25 protein-coding genes are annotated in these 20,727 nt (G+C 67.9%); 12 read left to right on the top strand and 13 right to left on the bottom strand.

The genetic code is table 11. The annotated features are described in order from the left end of the window. The 5 genes from ACSGC5_RS13405 to ACSGC5_RS13385 form a co-directional block, all read right to left on the bottom strand. Positions 1-539, bottom strand: a 539-nt coding sequence (locus ACSGC5_RS13405) for a hypothetical protein (protein ID WP_434971101.1), incomplete at its 3' end; no start/stop codon positions are given. A gap of 275 nt (positions 540-814) precedes the next feature. Further along, positions 815-955 (bottom strand): hypothetical protein, encoded by a 141-nt coding sequence (locus tag ACSGC5_RS13400; RefSeq protein ID WP_434971100.1) that lies wholly within the window; start codon positions 953-955, stop codon positions 815-817. Further along, positions 952-1,617 (bottom strand): DsbA family oxidoreductase, encoded by a 666-nt coding sequence (locus ACSGC5_RS13395; RefSeq protein ID WP_434971099.1) that lies wholly within the window; start codon positions 1,615-1,617, stop codon positions 952-954. The genes ACSGC5_RS13400 and ACSGC5_RS13395 overlap by 4 nt, the downstream gene beginning before the upstream one ends. 75 nt (positions 1,618-1,692) lie before the next feature. Further along, a complete protein-coding gene (locus tag ACSGC5_RS13390) occupies positions 1,693-2,775 on the bottom strand; it encodes a VIT1/CCC1 transporter family protein (protein WP_434971098.1) in 1,083 nt (360 codons plus the stop codon). A gap of 113 nt (positions 2,776-2,888) precedes the next feature. Then, entirely contained in the window at positions 2,889-4,736 is a 1,848-nt protein-coding gene (locus ACSGC5_RS13385) for a DEAD/DEAH box helicase (RefSeq protein ID WP_434971097.1), read from the bottom strand. Between the two features lie 70 nt (positions 4,737-4,806). Here ACSGC5_RS13385 and ACSGC5_RS13380 point away from each other — a divergent pair, with 70 nt between their 5' ends. Continuing rightward, on the top strand, positions 4,807-5,655 hold the full coding sequence (locus ACSGC5_RS13380; RefSeq protein ID WP_434971096.1) for an SGNH/GDSL hydrolase family protein: 849 nt from the start codon (positions 4,807-4,809) through the stop codon (positions 5,653-5,655). Here the strand turns inward: ACSGC5_RS13380 and ACSGC5_RS13375 are convergent. Further along, on the bottom strand, positions 5,630-6,442 hold the full coding sequence (locus ACSGC5_RS13375) for a TrmH family RNA methyltransferase (RefSeq protein ID WP_434971095.1): 813 nt from the start codon (positions 6,440-6,442) through the stop codon (positions 5,630-5,632). The genes ACSGC5_RS13380 and ACSGC5_RS13375 overlap by 26 nt on opposite strands. A gap of 102 nt (positions 6,443-6,544) precedes the next feature. Between ACSGC5_RS13375 and ACSGC5_RS13370 the strand changes: the two genes are divergently transcribed. The 3 genes from ACSGC5_RS13370 (at position 6,545) to ACSGC5_RS13360 (ending at position 8,623) form a co-directional block, all read left to right on the top strand. Beyond that, on the top strand, positions 6,545-7,429 hold the full coding sequence (locus ACSGC5_RS13370) for a Sir2 family NAD-dependent protein deacetylase (protein ID WP_434971094.1): 885 nt from the start codon (positions 6,545-6,547) through the stop codon (positions 7,427-7,429). After that, positions 7,426-8,034 carry a histidine phosphatase family protein gene (locus ACSGC5_RS13365; protein WP_434971093.1) on the top strand — a complete coding sequence of 203 codons (609 nt, stop codon included), beginning with the start codon at positions 7,426-7,428 and terminating at the stop codon, positions 8,032-8,034. The genes ACSGC5_RS13370 and ACSGC5_RS13365 overlap by 4 nt, the downstream gene beginning before the upstream one ends. Before the next feature lie 115 nt (positions 8,035-8,149). Then, the gene (locus ACSGC5_RS13360; protein ID WP_434971092.1) at positions 8,150-8,623 is read left to right on the top strand and encodes an Lrp/AsnC family transcriptional regulator; all 474 of its coding nucleotides are present in this window, start codon (positions 8,150-8,152) and stop codon (positions 8,621-8,623) included. On the opposite strand, the gene ACSGC5_RS13355 is transcribed toward ACSGC5_RS13360, so the two are convergent. Beyond that, positions 8,595-9,587: an EamA family transporter gene (locus tag ACSGC5_RS13355; RefSeq protein ID WP_434971091.1), complete on the bottom strand. Its 993-nt coding sequence runs from the start codon at positions 9,585-9,587 to the stop codon at positions 8,595-8,597. The two genes, ACSGC5_RS13360 and ACSGC5_RS13355, sit on opposite strands and share 29 nt — an antisense overlap. An 89-nt stretch (positions 9,588-9,676) precedes the next feature. On the opposite strand from ACSGC5_RS13355, the gene ACSGC5_RS13350 reads away from it, so the two are divergent. Then, complete coding sequence (locus ACSGC5_RS13350) at positions 9,677-10,231, top strand: CGNR zinc finger domain-containing protein (RefSeq protein ID WP_434971090.1); 555 nt, start codon at positions 9,677-9,679, stop codon at positions 10,229-10,231. On the opposite strand, the gene ACSGC5_RS13345 is transcribed toward ACSGC5_RS13350, so the two are convergent. From ACSGC5_RS13345 to glgA, 4 genes are all read right to left on the bottom strand, one after another. Next, positions 10,191-11,090, bottom strand: coding sequence for an alpha/beta fold hydrolase (locus ACSGC5_RS13345; protein WP_434971089.1), 900 nt, complete (start codon positions 11,088-11,090; stop codon positions 10,191-10,193). The two genes, ACSGC5_RS13350 and ACSGC5_RS13345, sit on opposite strands and share 41 nt — an antisense overlap. A gap of 111 nt (positions 11,091-11,201) precedes the next feature. Next, positions 11,202-11,459: a type B 50S ribosomal protein L31 gene (locus tag ACSGC5_RS13340; protein WP_434971088.1), complete on the bottom strand. Its 258-nt coding sequence runs from the start codon at positions 11,457-11,459 to the stop codon at positions 11,202-11,204. Positions 11,460-11,545: 86 nt separating this feature from the next. Continuing rightward, positions 11,546-12,334 (bottom strand): ABC transporter ATP-binding protein, encoded by a 789-nt coding sequence (locus tag ACSGC5_RS13335; RefSeq protein ID WP_434971087.1) that lies wholly within the window; start codon positions 12,332-12,334, stop codon positions 11,546-11,548. A gap of 10 nt (positions 12,335-12,344) precedes the next feature. Further along, entirely contained in the window at positions 12,345-13,568 is a 1,224-nt protein-coding gene (gene glgA / locus ACSGC5_RS13330; RefSeq protein WP_434971086.1) for a glycogen synthase, read from the bottom strand. Positions 13,569-13,615: 47 nt separating this feature from the next. On the opposite strand from glgA, the gene ACSGC5_RS13325 reads away from it, so the two are divergent. The 3 genes from ACSGC5_RS13325 to ACSGC5_RS13315 all read left to right on the top strand — a co-directional run bounded on the left by ACSGC5_RS13325 (position 13,616) and on the right by ACSGC5_RS13315 (position 16,320). Continuing rightward, entirely contained in the window at positions 13,616-14,857 is a 1,242-nt protein-coding gene (locus ACSGC5_RS13325; RefSeq protein ID WP_434971085.1) for a glucose-1-phosphate adenylyltransferase, read from the top strand. 44 nt (positions 14,858-14,901) lie between these two features. Further along, on the top strand, positions 14,902-15,537 hold the full coding sequence (gene serB / locus ACSGC5_RS13320) for a phosphoserine phosphatase SerB (RefSeq protein WP_434971103.1): 636 nt from the start codon (positions 14,902-14,904) through the stop codon (positions 15,535-15,537). An 84-nt stretch (positions 15,538-15,621) separates the two neighbouring features. Beyond that, a complete protein-coding gene (locus ACSGC5_RS13315) occupies positions 15,622-16,320 on the top strand; it encodes an alpha/beta fold hydrolase (protein ID WP_434971084.1) in 699 nt (232 codons plus the stop codon). A 6-nt stretch (positions 16,321-16,326) separates the two neighbouring features. Here ACSGC5_RS13315 and fabG read toward each other — a convergent pair whose 3' ends face one another. Then, on the bottom strand, positions 16,327-17,037 hold the full coding sequence (gene fabG / locus ACSGC5_RS13310; protein ID WP_434971083.1) for a 3-oxoacyl-ACP reductase FabG: 711 nt from the start codon (positions 17,035-17,037) through the stop codon (positions 16,327-16,329). Between the two features lie 141 nt (positions 17,038-17,178). Here fabG and ACSGC5_RS13305 point away from each other — a divergent pair, with 141 nt between their 5' ends. The 4 genes from ACSGC5_RS13305 (at position 17,179) to ACSGC5_RS13290 (ending at position 19,104) form a co-directional block, all read left to right on the top strand. Beyond that, entirely contained in the window at positions 17,179-17,646 is a 468-nt protein-coding gene (locus ACSGC5_RS13305) for a DUF4190 domain-containing protein (protein ID WP_434971082.1), read from the top strand. A 66-nt stretch (positions 17,647-17,712) separates the two neighbouring features. After that, complete coding sequence (locus ACSGC5_RS13300) at positions 17,713-18,075, top strand: DUF3099 domain-containing protein (protein WP_434971081.1); 363 nt, start codon at positions 17,713-17,715, stop codon at positions 18,073-18,075. After that, positions 18,065-18,268: a hypothetical protein gene (locus ACSGC5_RS13295; RefSeq protein ID WP_434971080.1), complete on the top strand. Its 204-nt coding sequence runs from the start codon at positions 18,065-18,067 to the stop codon at positions 18,266-18,268. Before ACSGC5_RS13300 ends, ACSGC5_RS13295 begins: the two co-directional genes overlap by 11 nt. After that, positions 18,265-19,104, top strand: coding sequence for an SURF1 family cytochrome oxidase biogenesis protein (locus ACSGC5_RS13290; protein WP_434971079.1), 840 nt, complete (start codon positions 18,265-18,267; stop codon positions 19,102-19,104). The genes ACSGC5_RS13295 and ACSGC5_RS13290 overlap by 4 nt, the downstream gene beginning before the upstream one ends. Positions 19,105-19,121: 17 nt before the next feature. On the opposite strand, the gene ACSGC5_RS13285 is transcribed toward ACSGC5_RS13290, so the two are convergent. Further along, complete coding sequence (locus ACSGC5_RS13285) at positions 19,122-20,720, bottom strand: ABC-F family ATP-binding cassette domain-containing protein (protein WP_434971078.1); 1,599 nt, start codon at positions 20,718-20,720, stop codon at positions 19,122-19,124. Positions 20,721-20,727: the final 7 nt, after the last annotated feature.

Genomic DNA, 20,727 nt, shown 5'->3' with positions numbered 1-20,727 from the left:
GGCACCGGCTGCACCTCGTCGCCGACCGGACACTCCTCGGAGTCTCGGGCGCTACCGGGTTCGAGACCGTCGAGGTACGCCAGACATCCACTCAGCACGGGAACCTCCTCGACGACTCCTTCGGATCGACCGGCCTGGAAGTAGATCTCCACCATCGACCCAGGGATCGCTCCAAGATCCTCCAACACGGGCGGATCCTCGAGCCACGGGTCATCTCCGAAACTCACGACGGACTCGGCCGGGATGCGGAGCGTGAGCGCGGTCCGGTCGGAACCACCCACAGCGATGGTGAGGATGTGGTCCTCGTCAGTGTTGTTGACCACGGCGGCGACGAGACTGCCTTCGCTCCCCGCCTCGTTCGCAACCACCAGGACGTTGCGCACCGCAAGAGGGCCGACGCCCTCCACGTTGACGCCGTCACCGGCCGAGAATCGATAGATGTCAGGGTTTGCGGGGAATCGTTCGTGCCCGAGGTCGCCGATGAAGCCGCATCCTGGTGCCGCCACAAGGATCGCAACCATCGCGGCGATCAGACCCACGAGGCGAACGCGAAACCCCGGCCCCGACGATCTTCTTGCCCCGCACGGCCCCTGCCCGCAGTCGATTCGCGCGCCGCTGGCCATGATGTCTCGTGCAGTAGACACAGGGTCGCTCCCTTCTGGTCTTCCGGCTCTGGGCCGCTCGCTCTCAGGAGACACCCACGCGGGCAGCCTCGCTCCCGAGAACGAGTGGACTGCATCCTGCGAGACCGAGCATCGCGCCGCAGGACCGATGCCCCCATCCCCTCGCACAACGTCGGAGGATGTGGTACGAGCTACGAGACCGCGTCGGTCCCTTCGGCGTCGTCCGCGAGGCCCGGAACGATGCACGTGTCGCCGTCACAGACCACGCCGGCATCGCCGAGCATTGTGAACGGCTGCGCGCTCCCCGGCGCATCCAGGGGCGAACCGCTCACGCCGGCGTCCGCTCTGCCGCCACCTGGGCAAGGACCTGCGCGAACGTGTCGCTCTCCTGCGCCCCGGACACGCCGTACTTTCCGTCGAAGACGTAGAACGGAACACCCTGGATGCCGTACGCGGCGGCCTGCGCGACATCCGCTTTCACTGCTGCGGTGTACTCCCCCGCCTCCAGTGCCCTGGCGACGTCATCGCGGTCCAATCCCACCGTCGCGGCCAGCTCGGCGAGGTCGGGGATCCGGCCGACATGGCCACCGTCGACGAAGTACGCCTTGAGGAGCGCCTCCTTCATCGCCTCCTGCACACCGCGCGCCTTCGCGTAGTGGAGGAGCTCGTGGGCCTTGATCGTGTTCGTCTGATGGATGTGGTCGTAGTCGTACGCGAGCCCCTCGCCGGCTGCAAGCGTCGTCACCCGCTCAACCATCTGCGCGGCCTGCTGCGGGGAGATGCCCTTCCGCTCCGACAGGTACTGCACCGGAGACCCGTCGTAGTCCACGGGCGTGTCCGGTGCCAGCTCGAATGAGTGGTACTCGATCTCGACCGGCACTCCCGAGGCAGCAACTGCCCTCTCGAACCGGCGCTTTCCGATGTAGCACCACGGACACTGCACATCGGACCAGACATCGACCTTGACCGGGGCAGCAACAGAAGACTCGCTCATGCCACACGGCAACCGCACCCGAACGACCACTATTCCCCGACCGGGCTCCCATCGAGCGGCCTGCGGTGCCCGAGATCAGCCGAGCGTCACCCCGAACAGAAGGCCCAGCACATACGTCACGGCCGCGGCGCCGAAGCCGATCGCCAGCTGCCGCAGCGCTCGTTTCAGAGGGGGAGCACCGGAGAGCAGCCCCACCATGGCGCCCGTGGTCAGGAGGGCAAGGCCCACGAGCACGAGCGCCGTGACGATCGCCGCGACTCCGGACAGCCCCACGATCCACGGCAGGACGGGAATGATCGCGCCGGAGGCGAAGAACAGAAAGCTCGACAGCGCGGCACCCCAGGCGCTGCCGACGACATCGTCATCGCCGCCCACCGTGATCCCTCGCCGCCCGAGGGCTCCCGGACCGGAGGCCTGTGCGTCACCGATGACCGCGCGCGCCGCGGCAAGCGCTTCGGCCTCGGGCATCCCGCGCGCCCGGTACACCAACGCGAGTTCATTGGCGTCGAGATCGAGAAAGGACAGCACGTCATCTGCGTAATCGTTCGGTTGCGTCGCCGCCAGCAGTTCGCGCTGCGACCGCACCGAGACGAACTCGCCCGCGCCCATAGACAGTGCGCCCGCGAGCAGACCGGCGATGCCGCTGAAGAGCACGAACTGCGGGGCGACACCGGTGGCGCCGATGCCCATGACCAGCGCGAGGTTCGAGACGAGGCCGTCGTTTGCGCCGAACACTGCAGCTCGGAAGGTTCCCGAGAGTCGCCGCCGCCCTCGCGCAGCAAGCCCGCGGACGACCTCATGGTGGATCTTCTCGTCCGCCGCCATCTGCGGCGTCGCGTAGGGCTCACTGTCGTAGGGCGAACGCGCTTCGGCGTTCTGCGCGAGGGCGAGCACGAAGATCGATCCGAAGTGGCGGGCCATCCAGGCCAGTGCGCGAGTGGACAGTCGGGGACGTGGCAGGGCATCCGGCTCGCCGCCGAGTAGCTGCAGCCAGTGCGACTCGTGCCGGCGCTCGGCGTCTGCGAGCGCCTCGAGAATCGCCCTCACTTCGCCCTCCCGCCGAGCGGCGAGTTCGCGGTAGACGCGAGCCTCCGCGCGCTCGTCCACCAGGTATTGCGCCCATAGACGGCGGTCCGAGGCGGTCGGCTCAGCGGTCAACGGATGTCCTCTCTCGACTGATCGTCAGCGTATCGGGGAGCAGCGCTCGCTCCCCCGGTGACACAACGCGGGCAGGGGCGCTGTCCAGGTGCGCCGGAAGCGATAGCTGCCGGTCACGACCTCACCCGCGCGCGAAGGACGTCGATGCGCGCCTGCAGCTGCGCGACCGTCGCGTGCGAGACCGCGGGACCGTCGCAGATTCGGCGTAGCTCGGCGTGAACGTGCCCGTGCTGCTCCCCTGACTGTCGCGCGTACAGGCCGACGAGACTGTTCAGGAGCTGTCGCTGCTCCTTCAGAGTCCGGTGCAGAGCCGGCGGCGGCGACGGATGCGATCCCTCCGATCCACCCTCCTGTCGCTCCTTCGCCTCCCGCGCGTGGCGATGCCGACTCTGCCTCGCCTGTCGCTGCATCAACAGGTCATGCACGTGCTCGGGCTCGAGCAAGCCGGGGAGGCCGAGAAACTCCTCCTCCTCGGGGGTGCCCGGCGTTGCGAGCTGACCGAACTCCTTGCCGTCGAAGAGCACGCGGTCGAAGTGCGCCACAGCCCCGAGCGCCGCGAACTCGAATTCATCGGTCAACGCATCGGATGCGGCATCCTCTCGCTCGGCCGCAGCCATCATGTCGTCTTCGGCCGACCATTCGCCGTCCTCGTCCGAGGGGCGGTCGAGGGCGTGATCGCGCTGACGCTCGAGCTCCCCCGCCAGCGCGAGCAGCGGCGGGACGTTCGGCAGGAAGATGCTCGCCGTCTCCCCCCGGCGGCGGGCACGTACGAACCGGCCGATCGCCTGGGCGAAGAACAGCGGCGTCGACGCCGACGTCGCATACACCCCGACCGACAGCCGCGGCACATCGACGCCCTCGGACACCATGCGCACAGCGACCATCCACCTGCTGGTGTCCGCGGCGAAGGCCTCGATGCGCGCGGATGCCTCGGGCTCGTCGGAGAGGACCACCGTCGGGTCCTCGCCCGTCACCGCTGCGAGGATCTGCGCATAGGCCCGCGCGGCAGTCTGATCGGTGGCGATCACGAGACCCCCGGCATCCGGAATGTGCTCCCGGACCTCGGTGAGTCTCCGATCGGCAGAACGCAGGACGGCGGGGATCCAGTCGCCGCTCGGGTCCAGCGCGGTCCGCCACGCCTGCGCAGTGATGTCCTTCGTGTTGTCCTGTCCGAGCTGAGCTTCCATCTCGTCGCCGGTGCGGGTCCGCCAACGCATGTGCCCGGCGTAGACCAGGAAGAGCACCGGTCGGACGACGCCGTCTTCGAGCGCGCGCCGATACCCGTAGTCGTAGTCGGTGCGTGAGACCCGGATCCCCTCGGCGGTCGGATGGTATTCCACGAATGGAATAGGCGCGGTGTCGCTGCGGAAAGGCGTCCCCGACAACAGCAGCCGCCGCGTCGCGCGCCCGAAGGCCTCGCGCAGTGCATCTCCCCAGCTCAGGGCGTCGCCCCCGTGATGCACTTCGTCCAGGATCACCAGGGTGCGTGCTGACTCGGTCACCTGTTGATGCACGGATGCCTTCGTCGCAACCTGCGCATAAGTCACCGCCACCCCGTGATAGTGCCGCGCAGGGCGGGTGTGGCGGTTGCTGAACCGGGGGTCAAGGCGCAGCGATACTCGCGCCGCAGCATCGGCCCACTGGGTCTTGAGGTGCTCGGTGGGCGCGACCACCACGACGCGATCGACGACGGCGCGCCGCAGCAGCTCGGTAGCCAACCGCAGCGCGAACGTCGTCTTGCCCGCGCCGGGGGTCGCTGCGGCCAGAAAGTCACGGGGCCCCCCGCCAGGGCCGTCCGGGCCATCCATCGCGAAGTACCGGTCGAGCGCCTCAGCCTGCCACGCGCGCAGACGCCCTGCCGTCCCCCAGGGCGCGCGCTGCGGGTAGGACGGCGACAGGTGCTCGGCCGCGAAGCTGCCGCGGGGCTGATCGGATGCCGGGATCGGCGGTGTCTCGTGCACGCTCCCCCTCCGACGACCTACGGTCGCGCGTCGACCGCCCGACTACGATAGACGACCAGGAGGACAGATCATGCCGGTCACTGACGAACACCGCACTCCTTTCGTCGCCAACAGCGAGCCCCATCCTTGGCGCAGGTTCGTCGCACTCGGTGACTCCTTCACGGAGGGCATCGGCGACCCGGATCCCCGGCGCCCGGGGTCGCACCTCGGGTGGGCAGATCGAGTCGCAGAGGTGCTCGGCGCCCAGACCGAAGACTTCGCGTACGCCAACCTCGCGGTGCGCGGCAAGCTGATCGCGCAGATCGTTGCGGAGCAGGTCGAGCCTGCACTCGACCTCTCCCCCGACCTCATCACGTTCTGCGCGGGCGGCAACGATGTCATCCGTCCCGGAACCGATCCCGACGAGATCGCTCAGGTGTTCGAGGATGCCGTTGTCCGTCTCAGCAGTGCCGGCGCCACGGTCGTGATCTTCACGGGCATCGACACCAACTTCACCCCCGTGTTCCGCGCCTTCCGCGGCAAGATCGCCATCTACAACGAGAACCTGCGGGCCATCGCCGATCGCTACGACTGCATCGTGGCCGACCAGTGGTCTCTCAAGGAGATCCAGGATCCGCGCTTCTTCGATGACGACCGGCTACACCTGAACTCCCTCGGTCATCATGAGGTCGCGCGGATGGTGCTTCGGGCCCTGAATGTTCCAAACGACCTGGTGCCGATGCAGCCCGACCCGTTTCCGACGCGCACGTGGCGCGAGGCGCGCGCCGACGACCTCGTGTGGGCGCGGACCCACCTGGTGCCCTGGGTTCTGCGCCGACTCCGCCACCAGTCCTCGGGCGACAACGTGACCGCGAAGCGCCCGAAGCCCCTGCCCATCGTCACGACCGAATCGGTCATGCCCCCGACCGAGGATGCCTGAGCGCCCAGAGCGCGACCGCACTCGCCGCCGCCACGTTGAGCGAGTCCACGCCGCCCGCCATCGGGATGGTGACCACGGTGTCGGCGACGGCCAGCGCCTGCGGTGTCAGTCCATCGCCCTCGGCCCCGAGCATGAGCGCGACGCGGGAGGGCGGCGAGAACTCCTCCAGCGGCACGGCGTCGTCGCTCAGCGCAAGGGCGGCGAGGACGAATCCCGCGTCGTGGAGCACCCGGCGGGTCTCGCCCCAGTCCGGGAGGCGGGTCCACGGCACCTGGAACACCGTCCCCATGCTCACCCGGACGCTTCGCCGGTAGAGCGGATCCGCGCACCGAGGCGACACGAGCACGGCATCGGCGCCCAGGCCGGCGCACGCGCGGAAGATCGCTCCGACGTTCGTGTGATCGACGATGTCCTCGAGGACCACGACGACACTGGCGTGCTGCAGGAGATCGGACGGCGATGGCATCACCGGTCGATGCATCGCCGCCATCGCACCGCGGTGCACCGCGAATCCGGTGAGCTGCTCGGCCACGCGGGCCTCGACGACGTAGATCGGAACATCCGGATGCGCGGCCAGCAGCGGGCCGAGGTCGTCGAGCCACTTCTCCTGCGTCAGGACCGACCGCGGACGGTGGCCCGCGCGCAGCGCACGCGCAATCACCTTCGATGATTCGGCGATGTAGAGCCCGCCAGCGGGTTCCAGCCTGCGGCGCAGCGCGACATCGGTCAGATCGCGATAGTCGGCCAGCCGGGGATCGCCGGCGTCGATGATGTCGACGCGATGCATCCTTCGATCCTCCCATCCGCAGGGCCCCACCTCAGCTGCACGTAACATCCCCGAAAAGCGCGGTCTCTAGACTCTCCAGAAGGCGAGGCAGAGGAGGCGGGGATGTCGCTCATCGACGGCACCACCACCGCTGTTCCCGAAGCCCTCGCCCACGCGCTGCGCGTGCTCGACGGCCGCACCATGACGATCCTCACCGGTGCAGGCGTCTCGACCGACTCCGGAATCCCCGACTACCGCGGCAAAGGCGCACCCGCGCGCACGCCCATGACGGTCGAGCAGTTCCTCGGAAGCGAATCGGCACGTCGGCGGTACTGGGTGGGTTCGCACCTCGGCTGGCGCAGCTTCGCCGCCGCGGAGCCGAACGCCGGACATCGCGCGATCGCCGCACTCGAAGAGCACGGTGTCGCCACCGGGGTCATCACCCAGAACGTCGACGGTCTTCACGTGCGCGCCGGGAGCCGTCGGGTCGTCGAGTTGCACGGCACGATGCGGCGCGTCTTCTGCACACGCTGCGGCCAGGTCTTCGACCGTCGCGATCTCTCGTCGCGGGTTGAGGGCGACAACCCCTGGCTCCTCACGACGCACGAACTGCCCCTCGGCCCCGATGGCGATGTCACCCCGGAGACGACAGAGGGATTCGTCGTCCCGGATTGCTCGGTCTGCGCGGGCATGCTGAAGCCCGACGTCGTGTTTTTCGGCGAGTATATTCCCGCGACGAAGTTCCGCGAGGCCGAACAACTGGTCCTCAGCAGCGACGCACTAGTGATCGCGGGCTCGTCTCTCGTCGTCAATTCCGGCATCCGGCTGCTCGAGCGGGCCCGGCGCCGGCGCATCCCGATCGTGATCATCAATCGCGGCCAGACACGCGCCGACGCTCGCGCCACGGTGAAGATCGACGGTGGCACCTCAGAGGTCCTCACCGCACTGTTCGAGGGGCTTGTCGCCCCGGCAGGTCAACGGGAGCTGGCCGGTAGTCTCGAGAGGTGACCCACCTCACACTGATTCGCCACGGAGAGACGGACTGGAACCGCGCTCGCCTCATTCAGGGCAGCACGGACATCCCTCTCAACGACACCGGCCGCGAGCAGGCCCGGCAGACCGCGCGGCGGTTGTCACAGACCCTCCCCGACGCCGCATCGGCGTATATCGTGAGCAGCGATCTGTCGCGCGCACGCGAGACGGCGCAGATCATCGCCGACGAATGGCAGGCCGAGGCCCCACGCGCCTATCCCGGTCTCCGTGAGCGTGGATACGGCGAGGCCGAGGGGCAGTCCGTGAGCGACTTCGCACGCCTGTGGGGCGACTGGTACACCGCGCAGGTTCCCGGTGCCGAGTCGCGTGAGCAGTTGCACGCTCGCGCGTTCGCCGCGCTGGAGACGGTCACGGTCGACGCTCTCGCGCTCCGGCCGGACCTCGCCCGGGTGTTCGTCGTCACTCACGGCGCCTTCATCCGCTCGGTGATCCATCACGTCAGCGGCGGGCGACTGCCCGCCCGTGAAGAGCGCCTCGCAAACGGCTCCCATTACACCTTCCGTTCCACACCCGAGGGACTTGCGCTCGTCGACTATGCCGGCTCGCTGATGTCCCTGTGATCTGCGCAGACCGAGGCGCTCCGTCGAATCCACTACGCAGCACGCTCAGTGTTGTGATGACATTGTGAGCAACATGAGCAATACGGAGCTGCGCGGAATGGTAGCCTTCCGCGATATGACCACTCTCGATCATGTGGACCTGGAGCTCCTGGCCGCGCTCGCCGCCGATCCCCGCGCAACCGTCGTCGCCCTCTCGGATCGGCTCGGCCTCTCGCGCAACACGGTGCAAGCCCGTATGTCCAGACTCGACAAGGCGGGTGTGTTCCTGTCGTACGAACGGGCGATCTCTCCGACCGCTCTCGGATTCCCGATCGAGGCGTTCCTGAGCGTCACGGTGCGTCAGGCCGAGCTTCCCCGCATCACCGCTGAACTGACCGAGATTCCCGAGATCGTGCAGGTTCACGGGCTCAGCGGGACGATCGATCTGCTGGTGCGCGTCGCCTGTCGGGACACACAACACCTGTTCGACACGGATGCCCGCATCCTCGCCATCGAGGGTGTCGAGCGCACCGAGACATCACTGGTGATGGGAGAGGTGATCGGTTACCGCGTCGGCCCACTCATGGAGCTGGCACGAGAGGAGCGCTAGCCGTCTCCTCACGCGCTGCCTCGCCGGGATCCGAACGAACGAGAACGACGCCCGCCAGGATCATCGCTCCCCCGACGGCCTGGAGCACGGTGGGTACCTCCGCGATCACGAGCCACGCGATCAGGAGGGCGAACAACACCTCGGTCAGCCCGACGAAGGACGCCACCCGCGAGCCCAACATGGAGCCCGCGCGGACGCCGAATGCGTATCCGCCGGCCGTGGCGACGACGATCACCCACACGATCGGCACGTACCAGGGCACACTGATGCCGGCGAGCACGACATCGACCGCGGGAGCTGTGAACGCGAACATGCCGGTCCCCACGAGCACGCCCATGAGCAGCGCACCGGTGATCAGGCCGCCCGATGCCAGAGCGAGCGGCGGAATGTCGTCCCCGGTCTTCTCAGCGATGAGGAAGTAGGCGGCGGTACACGCCGCAGCCGCCAGCGCGAGAAGCGTTCCGATCAGGTCGAAGCTCGCGCCGGCGATGTCCACGACGAGGATGAGGCCGACGATCGCGAGGGCGGAACCGACGAGGATCCGGCGGGAGGGTGCGCGCCGCGTGCGCGCCCAGGCGAGGCCGACGAGAAGGACGGGAGCGAGGTATTGGATGAGCAGAGCCATCGCGACCGGCATCCGTTGCAGCGCAGCGAAATAGAAGATCTGACAGCCCGCGACTCCCGTCAGTCCAAATGCCACGATCAGCAGGCCGTGCGTGACGAGGAATCCGGGGCGGCGGCGGAGGGTGATGATCAGCACCGGCGCGAGGATGAGCGCAGCTCCGCCCATCCGTAACAGCAGCGTGGCACCGAGACTCCAGCCGGCCTCCATCAGGGGCTTCATGAAGCTGCCCGACGATGCGAAGCTGAGCGCAGACAGGAGGCCGATAGCAAGGCCTGCCACGGACGAGTGGCGGTGTGGCGCAGCAGCGAGAACGGGTCGCGGAGCGGTCGGAGCGGACATGGGCAGCCTGTCAGGAGTGAAATGGGGTGACACTCGTGACACACTGGTCACGAGCGACACAGTATCCCCTCCCGATGTCAGGAGTCAACATGGTCTTTATCCATGACACCGAGATGGCGCTCCGCGCGGCGGTCGACCTCGTCAACACCCTCCCGCTCGGGGACGCAGACGACTCCTTGATGACCGCGCAGGACTACGACGAGTTCCTCGCCCGCTACCCCTACAGCGGCACGATCTCGCGGACACGACAGGAGCGGGAGGCGGTGCGCGGCATCCGCACCCGGCTTCGGATGCTGTGGGGTACGGATCGTGAAGGAGCAGTCCCGCTCGTGAACGCGATGCTTCGCGACGGGGAGGCGCTGCCCCAGCTCGTCATCCATGACGACTACGACTGGCACGTACACGCCTCAGACGACGACGCGCCGCTGGCCACCCGCATTCTCGTGGAGACCGCCATGGCGTTCGTCGAGGTCATCCGGATGGATGAGTACGATCGCATCCTCGTGTGTGAGGCAGATGACTGCGACGGCGTCCTCGTGGACTTCTCGCGCAACCGGTCGAAGCGCTATTGCGACACCGGCAACTGCGGCAACCGCATGAACGTCATCGCGTATCGGGCTCGTCGAGCGCGAGAAAGCTCCTGATCGCCGCAGCCGCCGGTTCCGGCGTCTCGTAGTGGATCAGGTGCCCGACGCCGGCGATCTCGACCAGCGTGGCGCTGGGGAACAGCCCCGCGAGGACGCGCTCAGCCTCGATCGGCGTGATGTCGTCGCGGTCGGCAGCGATCAACAGAGTGGGCTGTGTGATGCTCGGGGCGAACTCGCGGACGTCGTGTGAAACCGACGCGACGAACGCGTCATGCAGCACGTCTCGATCCGCGAATCGCGAGAAGTAGGTGTCGTGCTGGTCGTGGATGAACCGCCGGAGCGCGGGGTCTTTCGTCTTGGCCATCGAGACGCTCATGACACGCACAATGGCGCCGTTGCGTAGCAGTGCGGTTCCGGCCCTGTTCGGCATCCGGGCCCCGGCCCAGTAGTAGAAGACGGCGAGGCGCGTCAGGATCCCGCGAGGTCCTTCCAGAGCCGGCGCGCCGATCGGATTGACGAGGATCAGACGAGGCGTCTCCAGGCCCGCGGCCACGGCCGCTGCCGCGACGATCGAGCCGAACGAGTGTCCGAGGATGACCGCCCCGGGAGCGACCTGCGCGACGAACGCCGTCAACCACTCGGCATACAGCACGACATCGTGTCGCCGGCCGGAGATCGGCGGGGTCTCACCGAAACCCGGCAGGTCCGGCGAAATGACACGGACTGTCGGCAGGTAGGCGACGACGGGTTCGAGGCCGTGATGCTCGCCACGAAACCCGTGAACGGCGACGATCGTCACCGGCGCGTCGACAGGCCCGTAGTCCCAGAACGCCGTCGAGCCGCCGAGCACGCGGACGTCGCGGCGAGTCACCGGGATCTCGTCCAAGCGCGCGGCGTACGGATGCGGGGCAGGCACCCGACGAGTCTAGTGAGACCTTCCCCGCCTCCTCCGCGGCGCCCCGCATCCGAGTGTGCCGGAACGACGAAGACCCCACCCGAAGGCGGGGTCTTCGTGCGGCGGCTGGGCTTACTTGCTCGAGCTGCCGAAGTTCTTGAAGCGCTGGTTGAACTTCTCGACGCGACCGGCCGAGTCGAGGATGCGCTGCTTGCCGGTGTAGAACGGGTGCGACGCAGACGAGATCTCGACGTCGATCACGGGGTATTCGACCCCGTCGAGCTCGATCGTCTTGTCGCTGGTGACCGTAGAACGCGTCAGGAACGTCTCGCCGGAACCGAGGTCACGGAACACGACCGCCTGGTAGTCGGGGTGGATGTCAGTCTTCATGGGGTTCCTTGCCGAGGTGGGGAAAGAAAGTCTTCGGTGCGTTGGCACCAAAGTACGAGTCTACCAGGTCCGGATACGGATGCCGATCAGTTCGTCTTCGCGCGCGCGGCGAAGCGGCCGCCGCCCTGATGCAGTGCGATCGGCACCCCGAAAGCGGTGCTCAGGGCATCTTCGGTCAACGTCTCGTGCAGCGGCCCGGATGCGACGACTCCGCCCTCGCGGAGCAGGAGCACGTGCGTGAAGCCCGCGGGGATCTCTTCGACGTGATGGGTCACCATGACCATGGCGGGAGTCGTCGGCTCCGCCGCGTAACCGCTGAGGAGCGTCAGGAGCTCTTCGCGAGAACCGAGGTCCAGGCTCGCCGTGGGCTCGTCCAGGAGCAGCAGCTCGGGGTCGGTCATCACCGCTCGGGCGATCTGGACCCGCTTCTGCTCGCCGTCGGAAAGCGTGCCGAAGGTGCGCGTCGCGAGATCGTCGAGCTGCCACTCGGCGAGGACGCGCATCGCACGACGGATGTCGACCTGGTCGTACTCTTCGCGCCAACGACCCATCACGGCGTAGGCCGCGGTCATCACGACATCCAGCACCGTCTCGTCGGCGGGGATGCGACGGGCCATCGACGTCGAGGCGAAACCGACGCGCGGGCGCAGTTCGAACACATCGGTCCGCCCGACGCGCTCCCCCAGGATGCTCACGCGGCCCGACGTCGGATGCAGGAGCGAGGCCGACAGTTCGAGGAGCGTTGTCTTACCGGCGCCGTTGGGCCCCAGGACGACCCAGCGCTCGTCGTCCGAGACGGTCCAGTCCAGGTGATCGATGATGTCTCTGGCGTTTCTGCGGACGACGACGTCGGAGAATTCGAGCACCTGAGCCATGCGTTCCAGCCTATCTGGCGGCGCCGGTGACCTCGGCGTAGAGCGCGGCGGTTTGTTCAGCGATGCGCTGCCAGCTGAACTCCGACGCAGCGCGCTCGCGACCGGCGCGACCATAGGCCTGCGCGGCTGCCGGGTCGCGGACGACCTCGTTGAGCACGCGCGCCAGATCGGCGACGAACGCCTCGGCATCAAGCGGCGTTCCGGTGCCGTCGGCGACCTGCTCGATCGGCACGAGCCGCCCGGTGACGCCGTCGGCGACGACCTCGGGAATCCCGCCGGTCGCGGTGCCCACGACGGCGGCACCGCAGGCCATCGCTTCGAGGTTGACGATCCCGAGCGGTTCGTAGATGGAGGGACACACGAAGGTCGTGGCCGCGGTCAGAGCCACGCACAGCTCGTGGCGACTGAGGTGGCGGTCGATCCAGATGACCCCGTCGCGGGTCTCCTGCAGACCGCGGACCAAGCCTTCGACCTCGGCCAGGATCTCCGGCGTGTCAGGGGCACCTGCGCACAGGATCAGTTGGACCTCGGGATCCAGGCGCTCGGCTGCCCGCAGCAGGTAGGGCAAGCCCTTCTGACGGGTGATGCGCCCCACGAACACGACCGACGGACGGCTCGGGTCGATGCCGAGCGCCGAGAGCGTCTGGGCGTCCTCGGTCGGATGCCACTGCTCGGTGTCGATCCCGTTGTAGATCACCCGGATCTTGTCCGGGTCGAGGTCCGGGTAGCTGCGCAGGATGTCTGCACGCATCCCCTCACTGACTGCGACGATCGCGGCCGCACCGTGGTAGGCGGTGCGTTCGATCTCGCTCGAGACGGCGTACCCGCCTCCGAGCTGCTCGGCCTTCCAAGGCCGGAGCGGCTCGAGGCTGTGCGCCGTCACCACGTGCGGGATCCCGTGCAAGAGCCCGGACACGTGCCCGGCGAAGTTCGCATACCAGGTGTGCGAATGCACGACGTCGGCGCCGGCGACGTCGTCCACGATCAGCAGATCCGTTCCCATCGTCTGGATCGCGGCGTTGGCGCCGCTCAGCTCTGCGGGAGTCGCATAGGAGCGGGTGTCGGCCTCGTCGCGCTCGGCCCCGAAAGCCCGCACCTGGACGGTCAGCGGCTCGCCTCGCGGCGAGTGGGGTGCGGGAAGGCCTCGGAGGGCCTTGACCAGCTCGGCAACGTGAACTCCTGCGCCGCCATAGATCTCCGGCGGGTATTCCTTGGTGACGATGTCGACGCGCATGTGTCGAACGCTAGTACAGGGGTCTCCGAGCGGCATAGTGTGGGCATATGGCTACATCGCCGAAGGTCTTCGGAATCGTCCTCGCCGGTGGAGAGGGCAAGCGGCTGATGCCGCTGACTGCCGACCGCGCCAAACCCGCGGTTCCGTTCGGCGGCCAGTACCGGTTGATCGACTTCGCCATCTCCAACCTCATCAACTCGGGGCTGCGGCAGATCGTCGTTCTCACGCAGTACAAGTCCCACAGCCTCGACCGCCATATCTCGCAGACCTGGCGGATGTCGCCGATGCTCAGCTCGTACGTGGCATCCGTGCCTGCCCAGCAGCGGCTGGGCAAGCGGTGGTTCTCGGGGTCGGCGGACGCCATCTTGCAGTCGATGAACTTGATCATCGACGAGCAGCCCGACATCGTCATCGTGATCGGCGCCGACCACGTGTACCGGATGGACTTCCGGCAGATGCTCGACGCCCACATCGCTTCGGGTGCACGTGCGACCGTTGCCGGCATCCGTCAGCCCATCGCCCTCGCAAACCAGTTCGGGGTCATCGACGTCGAGCCCGGATCGACCCGGATTCGCGAGTTTCTCGAGAAGCCGCAGAATCCGACAGGTCTCGCGGATGCACCGCACGAGGTTCTCGCATCGATGGGTAACTACATCTTCGACACGGATGCGCTGATCGAGGCGGTCGAAGCCGACGGGGAGATCCCCACCTCGAACCACGACATGGGCGGTGACATCGTCCCCTACTTCGTGGGGCGCGGCGAAGCGAGCGTCTACGACATGAAGCTCAATGACGTCCCCGGTTCCACGGACCGCGACCGGTCCTACTGGCGAGATGTCGGAACGATCGACTCGTTCTTCGACGCCCACATGGATCTCATCTCGACGCTGCCGATCTTCAACCTGTACAACACCGACTGGCCGATCCACTCGCAGACCGTCAACTCTCCGCCGGCGAAGTTCGTGCGCGACTCGGTCGGCCGGATCGGCACCGCGATCGACTCGGTCGTCTCGCTCGGCTCGGTGCTGTCGGGCACGCACCTGGAGCGCAGCGTCGTCGGCCCCTGGACGCTCGCGGCAGGAGGGTCGACGATCACGGATGCGGTGCTGTTCGACTATGTCCGCGTCGGTCCGGGGGCGCGGGTGCACCGCGCGATCCTCGACAAGAACGTCGTCGTCGCCGACGGTGCGACGATCGGAGTGGACCGTGCCCACGACCTGGAGCGCGGCTTCACCGTTACCGACTCGGGGATCACCGTCGTGGGCAAGGGCGTGGTCGTCGAACGCTGACGAGGACATCGTGAGCCGGACGGGGCCGGTAGCGTAGTCGGGTGATGCCCGCCCGATTCCTTGTGGTCCTCGACGCCGACTCGACGCTGCTGCGCAACGAAGTGATCGAGCTCATCGCCGACGAGGCGGGACGCGGTGCCGACGTCGCCGCCGCCACAGAAGCGGCGATGCGCGGCGAGGTCGACTTCGCGGAGAGCCTGCGCAGCCGGGTGTCGGCGCTGAAGGGTGTGCCGCTCGAGGCGTTCACGCGGGTACGGGCGCGCGTGGAGCCGACGACCGGCGCGGCCGAGTTCATCGGCGGAGTGCACGCCCGCGGCGGCGTCGTGGGCGTCGTCTCCGGCGGATTCCATGAAGTGCTGGACCACATCGCACCCCCGCTCGGAGTGGACCGCTGGCGCGCGAATCGCCTCGGCGCGTCAGACGGTGCGCTCACGGGCGTCGTCGACGGCGACATCGTGGACGCCGACGGCAAGGCCGCCACGCTCCAGGAATGGGCGCTGTCGCTCGACCTGCCGCTGTCGCGAACCATCGCCGTCGGAGACGGCGCCAACGACCTGCGCATGATGAGAGTGGCCGGGCTCGGCGTCGCGTTCAACGCGAAACCCGCCGTGCGCGACCAGGCCAATCTGGTCGTGGAGCCGGTGGATCTGCGAGAGATCCTTCCCCTTCTTCCTCGCTGATCCCCCGCGGCTGCGGGACTGCACTCCGCGGTCCAGGGCGACTCCCCACCTCGCCCTGTCGGTGACCTGAGCTAGCGTGACGCCATGAACATCATCCTGGTTCCCGGTCTGTGGCTCGACGCAGCGTCATGGGACGACGTCGCCGCCCGACTCCGCGCCGCGGGGCATGACACGCACGCCGTCACACTTCCCGGCCTCGGCGAACCCGCCGAGGCCTCGAGCGAGGTCGGCATCGCGGACTGGGTGGATGCCGTCGTTGCCGTCATCGACCGACTCGGCGAACCCGTCGTCGTCGTGGGCCACAGCGGCGGTGGCAACGTCGCGTGGGGCGCCGCGGATCAGCGCCCCGACCTCATCGCACGGGTGATTCTGGTGGATACCATTCCCCCTCTCCCGGGCGGAGTCATCTGGGAGTTCCCCGTCGTCGACGGCGTCGTACCGTTCCCGGGCTGGGACGCGTTCGAGGAGACCGAGATCCACGACCTTTCGGACGCGGTGCGCGCGACGGTTGCACAAAAGGCGCTGTCGGTCCCCGCACGCGTGCCCACCGACCCGATCGCCCTGAGCGACCCCCGGCGCCACCGCATCCCGACAACGATCCTCATGGGCACCGCCAGCGCCGATGAGATGAGCGGGTACCTCGAGAGCCAGCCGGCGTGGGCGGCGGAACTCGTCGCCATCGACCAGCTGTCGATCGTCGAGATCGCCTCGGGCCACTGGCCCCAGTTCTCGATCCCCCGCGAACTCGCTGACCGGATCGTGTCAGCGATTCGGGAGCACTGACAGGGGTCAGTGCCCCATGCCGAGTCCGCCGTCGACCGGGATCACGGCTCCCGAGATGTAGGCGGCATCGTCCGACGCCAGCCACGTGACCACTCCCGCGACCTCGTCGGGTGTGGCGAAACGCCCCGCGGGGATCGTCGCCTTGTACTGAGCCTGCGTCTCTTCCGGCAGTTCGGCCGTCATGTCTGTCTCAATGAACCCCGGAGCCACGACATTCGCCGTGATCGCGCGGCCGCCGAGCTCGCGAGTGAGCGACCGGGCGAACCCGACGAGCCCGCTCTTGGAAGACGCGTAGTTGATCTGACCGGGCGAGCCATACAGGCCGACGACGCTGGAGATCAGGATGACGCGACCCCACTTGGCGCGCAGCATGCCCTTGGCGGCGCGCTTGACGACGCGGAAGGCGCCACCGAGGTTTGTGGCCACCACGTCGTCGAAGTCGTCCTCGGTCATCCGCAGCAGCAGGGTGTCCTTCGTGATCCCGGCGTTCGCGACGACGATCGTCACGGGGCCGAGCTCACGTTCGACCTCCGTGAAGGCGGCGTCGACGGCCGCGGCATCCGTCACATCGGCCCGTACCGTCAGCGTGCCCTCCGGACCCTCCCCGGATCGCGCGGTCACGGCGACCCGGTATCCCGCAGCGACGAACCGCTCGGCAATGGCGCGGCCGATACCGCGGTTGCCTCCGGTGACGAGAACGACGTGATCGGTGGACATACGGCATCTCCTGTCGTCGGTGCGACCCGCGATCGGGCGGGACCGCCCCAGACTACCGTCCACGTTGACACACCATGGGGCTCCTGGAACGCTGGTGACAGCACGAAACATCGTGCGGATGCGTGTCAGAAAGGCCGAATCGTGAGCGACCCGAACACCCCCGCGAACCCCGACGAGCAGCCGGCACACGCGGCCCCGACACCGCCCGCCGCGGATCCGGGCGCACCCGCCTCCTACCCGCCGCCGGTCCCCCCGGCACCTCCCGCCTACGGCACTCCCGCCGCGCCGCCCGCCTACAGCGCAGCTCCCGCGTACGCTGCATACCCCCAGGGGCCGAAGACGAACACCCTCGCGATCGTGTCGCTGGTCTCCTCGCTCGTGGGCGTGTTCGTTATCCCGGTCATCGGTCAGATCGTCGGCATCATCACCGGCCACATGTCGCTCAGCCAGATCAAGCGCACGGGCGAGAACGGTCGCGGTCTCGGACTCGCGGGCGTCATCATCGGCTGGGTCACCCTCGGACTCGCGATCATCGGTGTCATCGCCCTGATCGCCTGGTTCGGCGTGATCTTCGCGAACGCCAGCGAGTTGACCGTCCGCACGTCCTGACACGCACGCCACAAAGGCCGCCCCGACGGATCCCGTCGGGGCGGTGCGGCGTACTCTGGAAGGACCGTGAAAACTCCCACCAGACCGCAGCCGGCGACGTCGCTACCGAGGGCGCCGAAGGAAGACGCGGGCAAGCGTTCGACGACGTACCTGATCATGATGGGCATCCGTCTCGTGTGCTTCGCCCTCGTCTTGTTCGTGACGCCCTACAGCTGGTACACCTGGGTCTTCGCCGCCATGGCGATCTTTCTGCCCTACCTTGCCGTCGTCGTCGCCAACGTCAGCGCGAACATGACCGCACCGACGGCCCTGGGGCCCGAGCGCATGATCGAGGCTCCCCGAGCGGAACCCGTCCCTCGTGCCGCTGCGCCCGCCACGCGGATCATTCGGATCGACGAGAGCCCGCAGGAGCCCTCACGTGACCGCTGAGGCGCCGTGCTCACGGGCCGGATGCCGGGAATCGGCGCGGTGGAGCATCCGATGGCGCAATCCCCGTATCCATACCGGTGACCGCAGCAAGACGTGGCTCGCGTGCGATGACCACGTCGACTACCTCCGCGAGTTCCTGGCGGCGCGCTCCTTCCCGCTCACGGTGGACGCCTTCGCGACGGAACCATCGTGAGTCGCCGACAGGCACCCGCCGCGGTGCGATGGACGGCGTATGTCGGCGTGGCAGTCCTGTTCGCGATCGCGTGTGGGTTTCTCGCGAACTGGCAGTTCGAACGCAACACCGAGCGGTCGAGGCAGCTTGCGTTGATCGCGGCGAACTACGACGCCGAACCGGCTCCGCTCAACGAGCTCGTGCCGATGACGGGTGATCTCCCGATCGACAGCGAGTGGCATCCGGTCGACCTGGTGGGCACCTATCTCACCGACGACACCGTCCTGGTGCGCAACCGCCCCCACGGCGGCACTGCAGCCTTCGAAGTTCTCGTGCCCTTCCAGACCCAGGATGGGCGCATTCTGCTCATCAATCGAGGGTGGGTCCCACCGGCGGAGAACAGCTCCCCCAGCGCCGTTCCCGCGCCGCCAGGCGGCACGGTGGAAGTCACCGCCCGTCTGCGCCCGGGCGAATCCCTCCCCCGTTCGGGACGCACTGATGCGCCCGAGGGCCAAGTGCCGACGATCCACCTTCCGCTGATCGCCGATGCTCTCGGGGGCGATCCCTCCGTCATCACGAGCGCGTACGGGATCATGGTCTCCGAGACACCCGCCCCGGCGTCGGTGCCCAATGCGCTGGCCTCCCCCTCCGAAGACCCCGGCCCGCACCTGTCGTATGCGATTCAGTGGATTCTGTTCGCTGTGATGGGGTTCTTGTTCATCGGGTACGTCATCCGCACCGAGCTCCACCACCGCCGCGAGGACGCGGAGGATTCTCCGCGACCGCTGCGCACGCAGCGTCGCGTCGACCGCGATATGGCCGAGGAGGACGAGATCCTCGACCGGCTCCCCAGCTGATCCTCTCGGAACCGGGTTCAGGCCAGCGTGATGAGGTCGATGTAGTCGCGACCCCAGATGTCTTCGACGCCATCCGGCAGGATGAGCACGCGCTCCGGATTGAGGGCTTCGACGGCTCCCTCATCGTGGGAGACGAGCACCACCGCCCCCTCGTAGTGCGCGAGCGCGCCGAGGATCTCGTCCCGTGATGCCGGATCGAGGTTGTTCGTCGGCTCGTCGAGCAGAAGCACGTTGGCGCTGGAGACGACGAGCGTGGCGAGCGAAAGACGGGTCTTCTCGCCACCCGAGAGCACGCCCGCGGGCTTGAGGACGTCATCGCCGGTGAACAGGAACGACCCGAGCACCTTGCGGGCCTCGGTCGCCGTGATGTCGGGTGCTGCCGACATCATGTTGTCCAGGACCGAGCGCGTGACGTCGAGGTTCTCGTGCTCCTGCGCGTAGTAGCCGATCTTCAGGCCGTGCCCCGGCTCGACCTGTCCGGTGTCGGGTCGGTCGACGCCCGCGAGGATCCGCAGCAGGGTCGTCTTGCCGGCGCCGTTGAGGCCGAGCACGACCACCTTCGATCCGCGGTCGATGGCGAGGTCGACATCCGTGAAGATCTCCAGCGACCCGTACGACTTCGACAGGTTGGATGCCATCAGCGGTGTCTTGCCGCATGCCGCCGGCTTCGGGAACCGGAGCTTGGCGACGCGGTCGTCTTGTCGGACCTCGTCGAGCCCCGACAGCAGCTTCTCGGCGCGAGCGAGCATCTGGTGCGCGGCAGCCGCCTTCGTTGCCTTCGCGCCGAACTTTGCCGCCTGCTGCTGCAGGGCGGTCGCCTTCTTCTCCGCGTTGGCGCGCTCCTTCTTGCGGCGCTCCTCATCGGCGACGCGCTGGCGGAGGTAGTTCTTCCACGTCATGTTGTAGATGTCGATGACCTGGCGGTTCGCATCGAGGTAGAAGACGCGGTTGACGGTTTCGCCGACCAGTTCGACATCGTGGGAGATGACGATGAGTCCGCCCTTGTAGGTACCCAGGAAGTCGCGGAGCCAGACGACACTGTCAGCATCCAAGTGGTTCGTCGGCTCGTCGAGGATCATCGTCTGCGCATCGGAGAACAGAATGCGGGCGAGCTCGATCCGTCGACGCTGACCGCCCGAAAGGGTGCTGAGCGGCTGGTCGAGGATGCGATCGGGCAGCGCCAGATTGTGGGCGATCGAGGCGGCCTCCGCCTCGGCGGCATATCCGCCGAGCGCTTCGAACCGCTCGGTCAGCGAGCCGTAGCGGCGCATGGCCCGTGCTGCCACGTCCGGGTCGTCGTCGGCCATCGCCAGGCTCGCCTCGTGCATCCCGATCGCAAGCTGCCCCAGCCCCCGGGCATCCAGGATGCGGGTGCGCGCGAGATCCTCGGGGTTTCCCGATCGCGGGTCCTGCGGGAGGTAGCCGAGCTCCCCGCTTCGATCCACGCGCCCCGCGGCCGGCAGCAGATCGCCCGCGAGCACCTTCGTCAGCGTCGTCTTACCGGCGCCGTTGCGTCCCACGAGACCGACCTTGTCGCCGGGACCGACCCGAAACGACACGTCCGACATGAGCACACGGGCGCCCACCCGGATTTCGAGGTCGTGCACGGCGAGCACAGCAATA

It is taken from the genome of Microbacterium sp. bgisy207 (assembly GCF_965345035.1).
In the GTDB taxonomy this organism is placed as follows: Bacteria; Actinomycetota; Actinomycetes; order Actinomycetales; family Microbacteriaceae; genus Microbacterium.
This window is presented reverse-complemented; position numbering and strand designations above follow the sequence as displayed.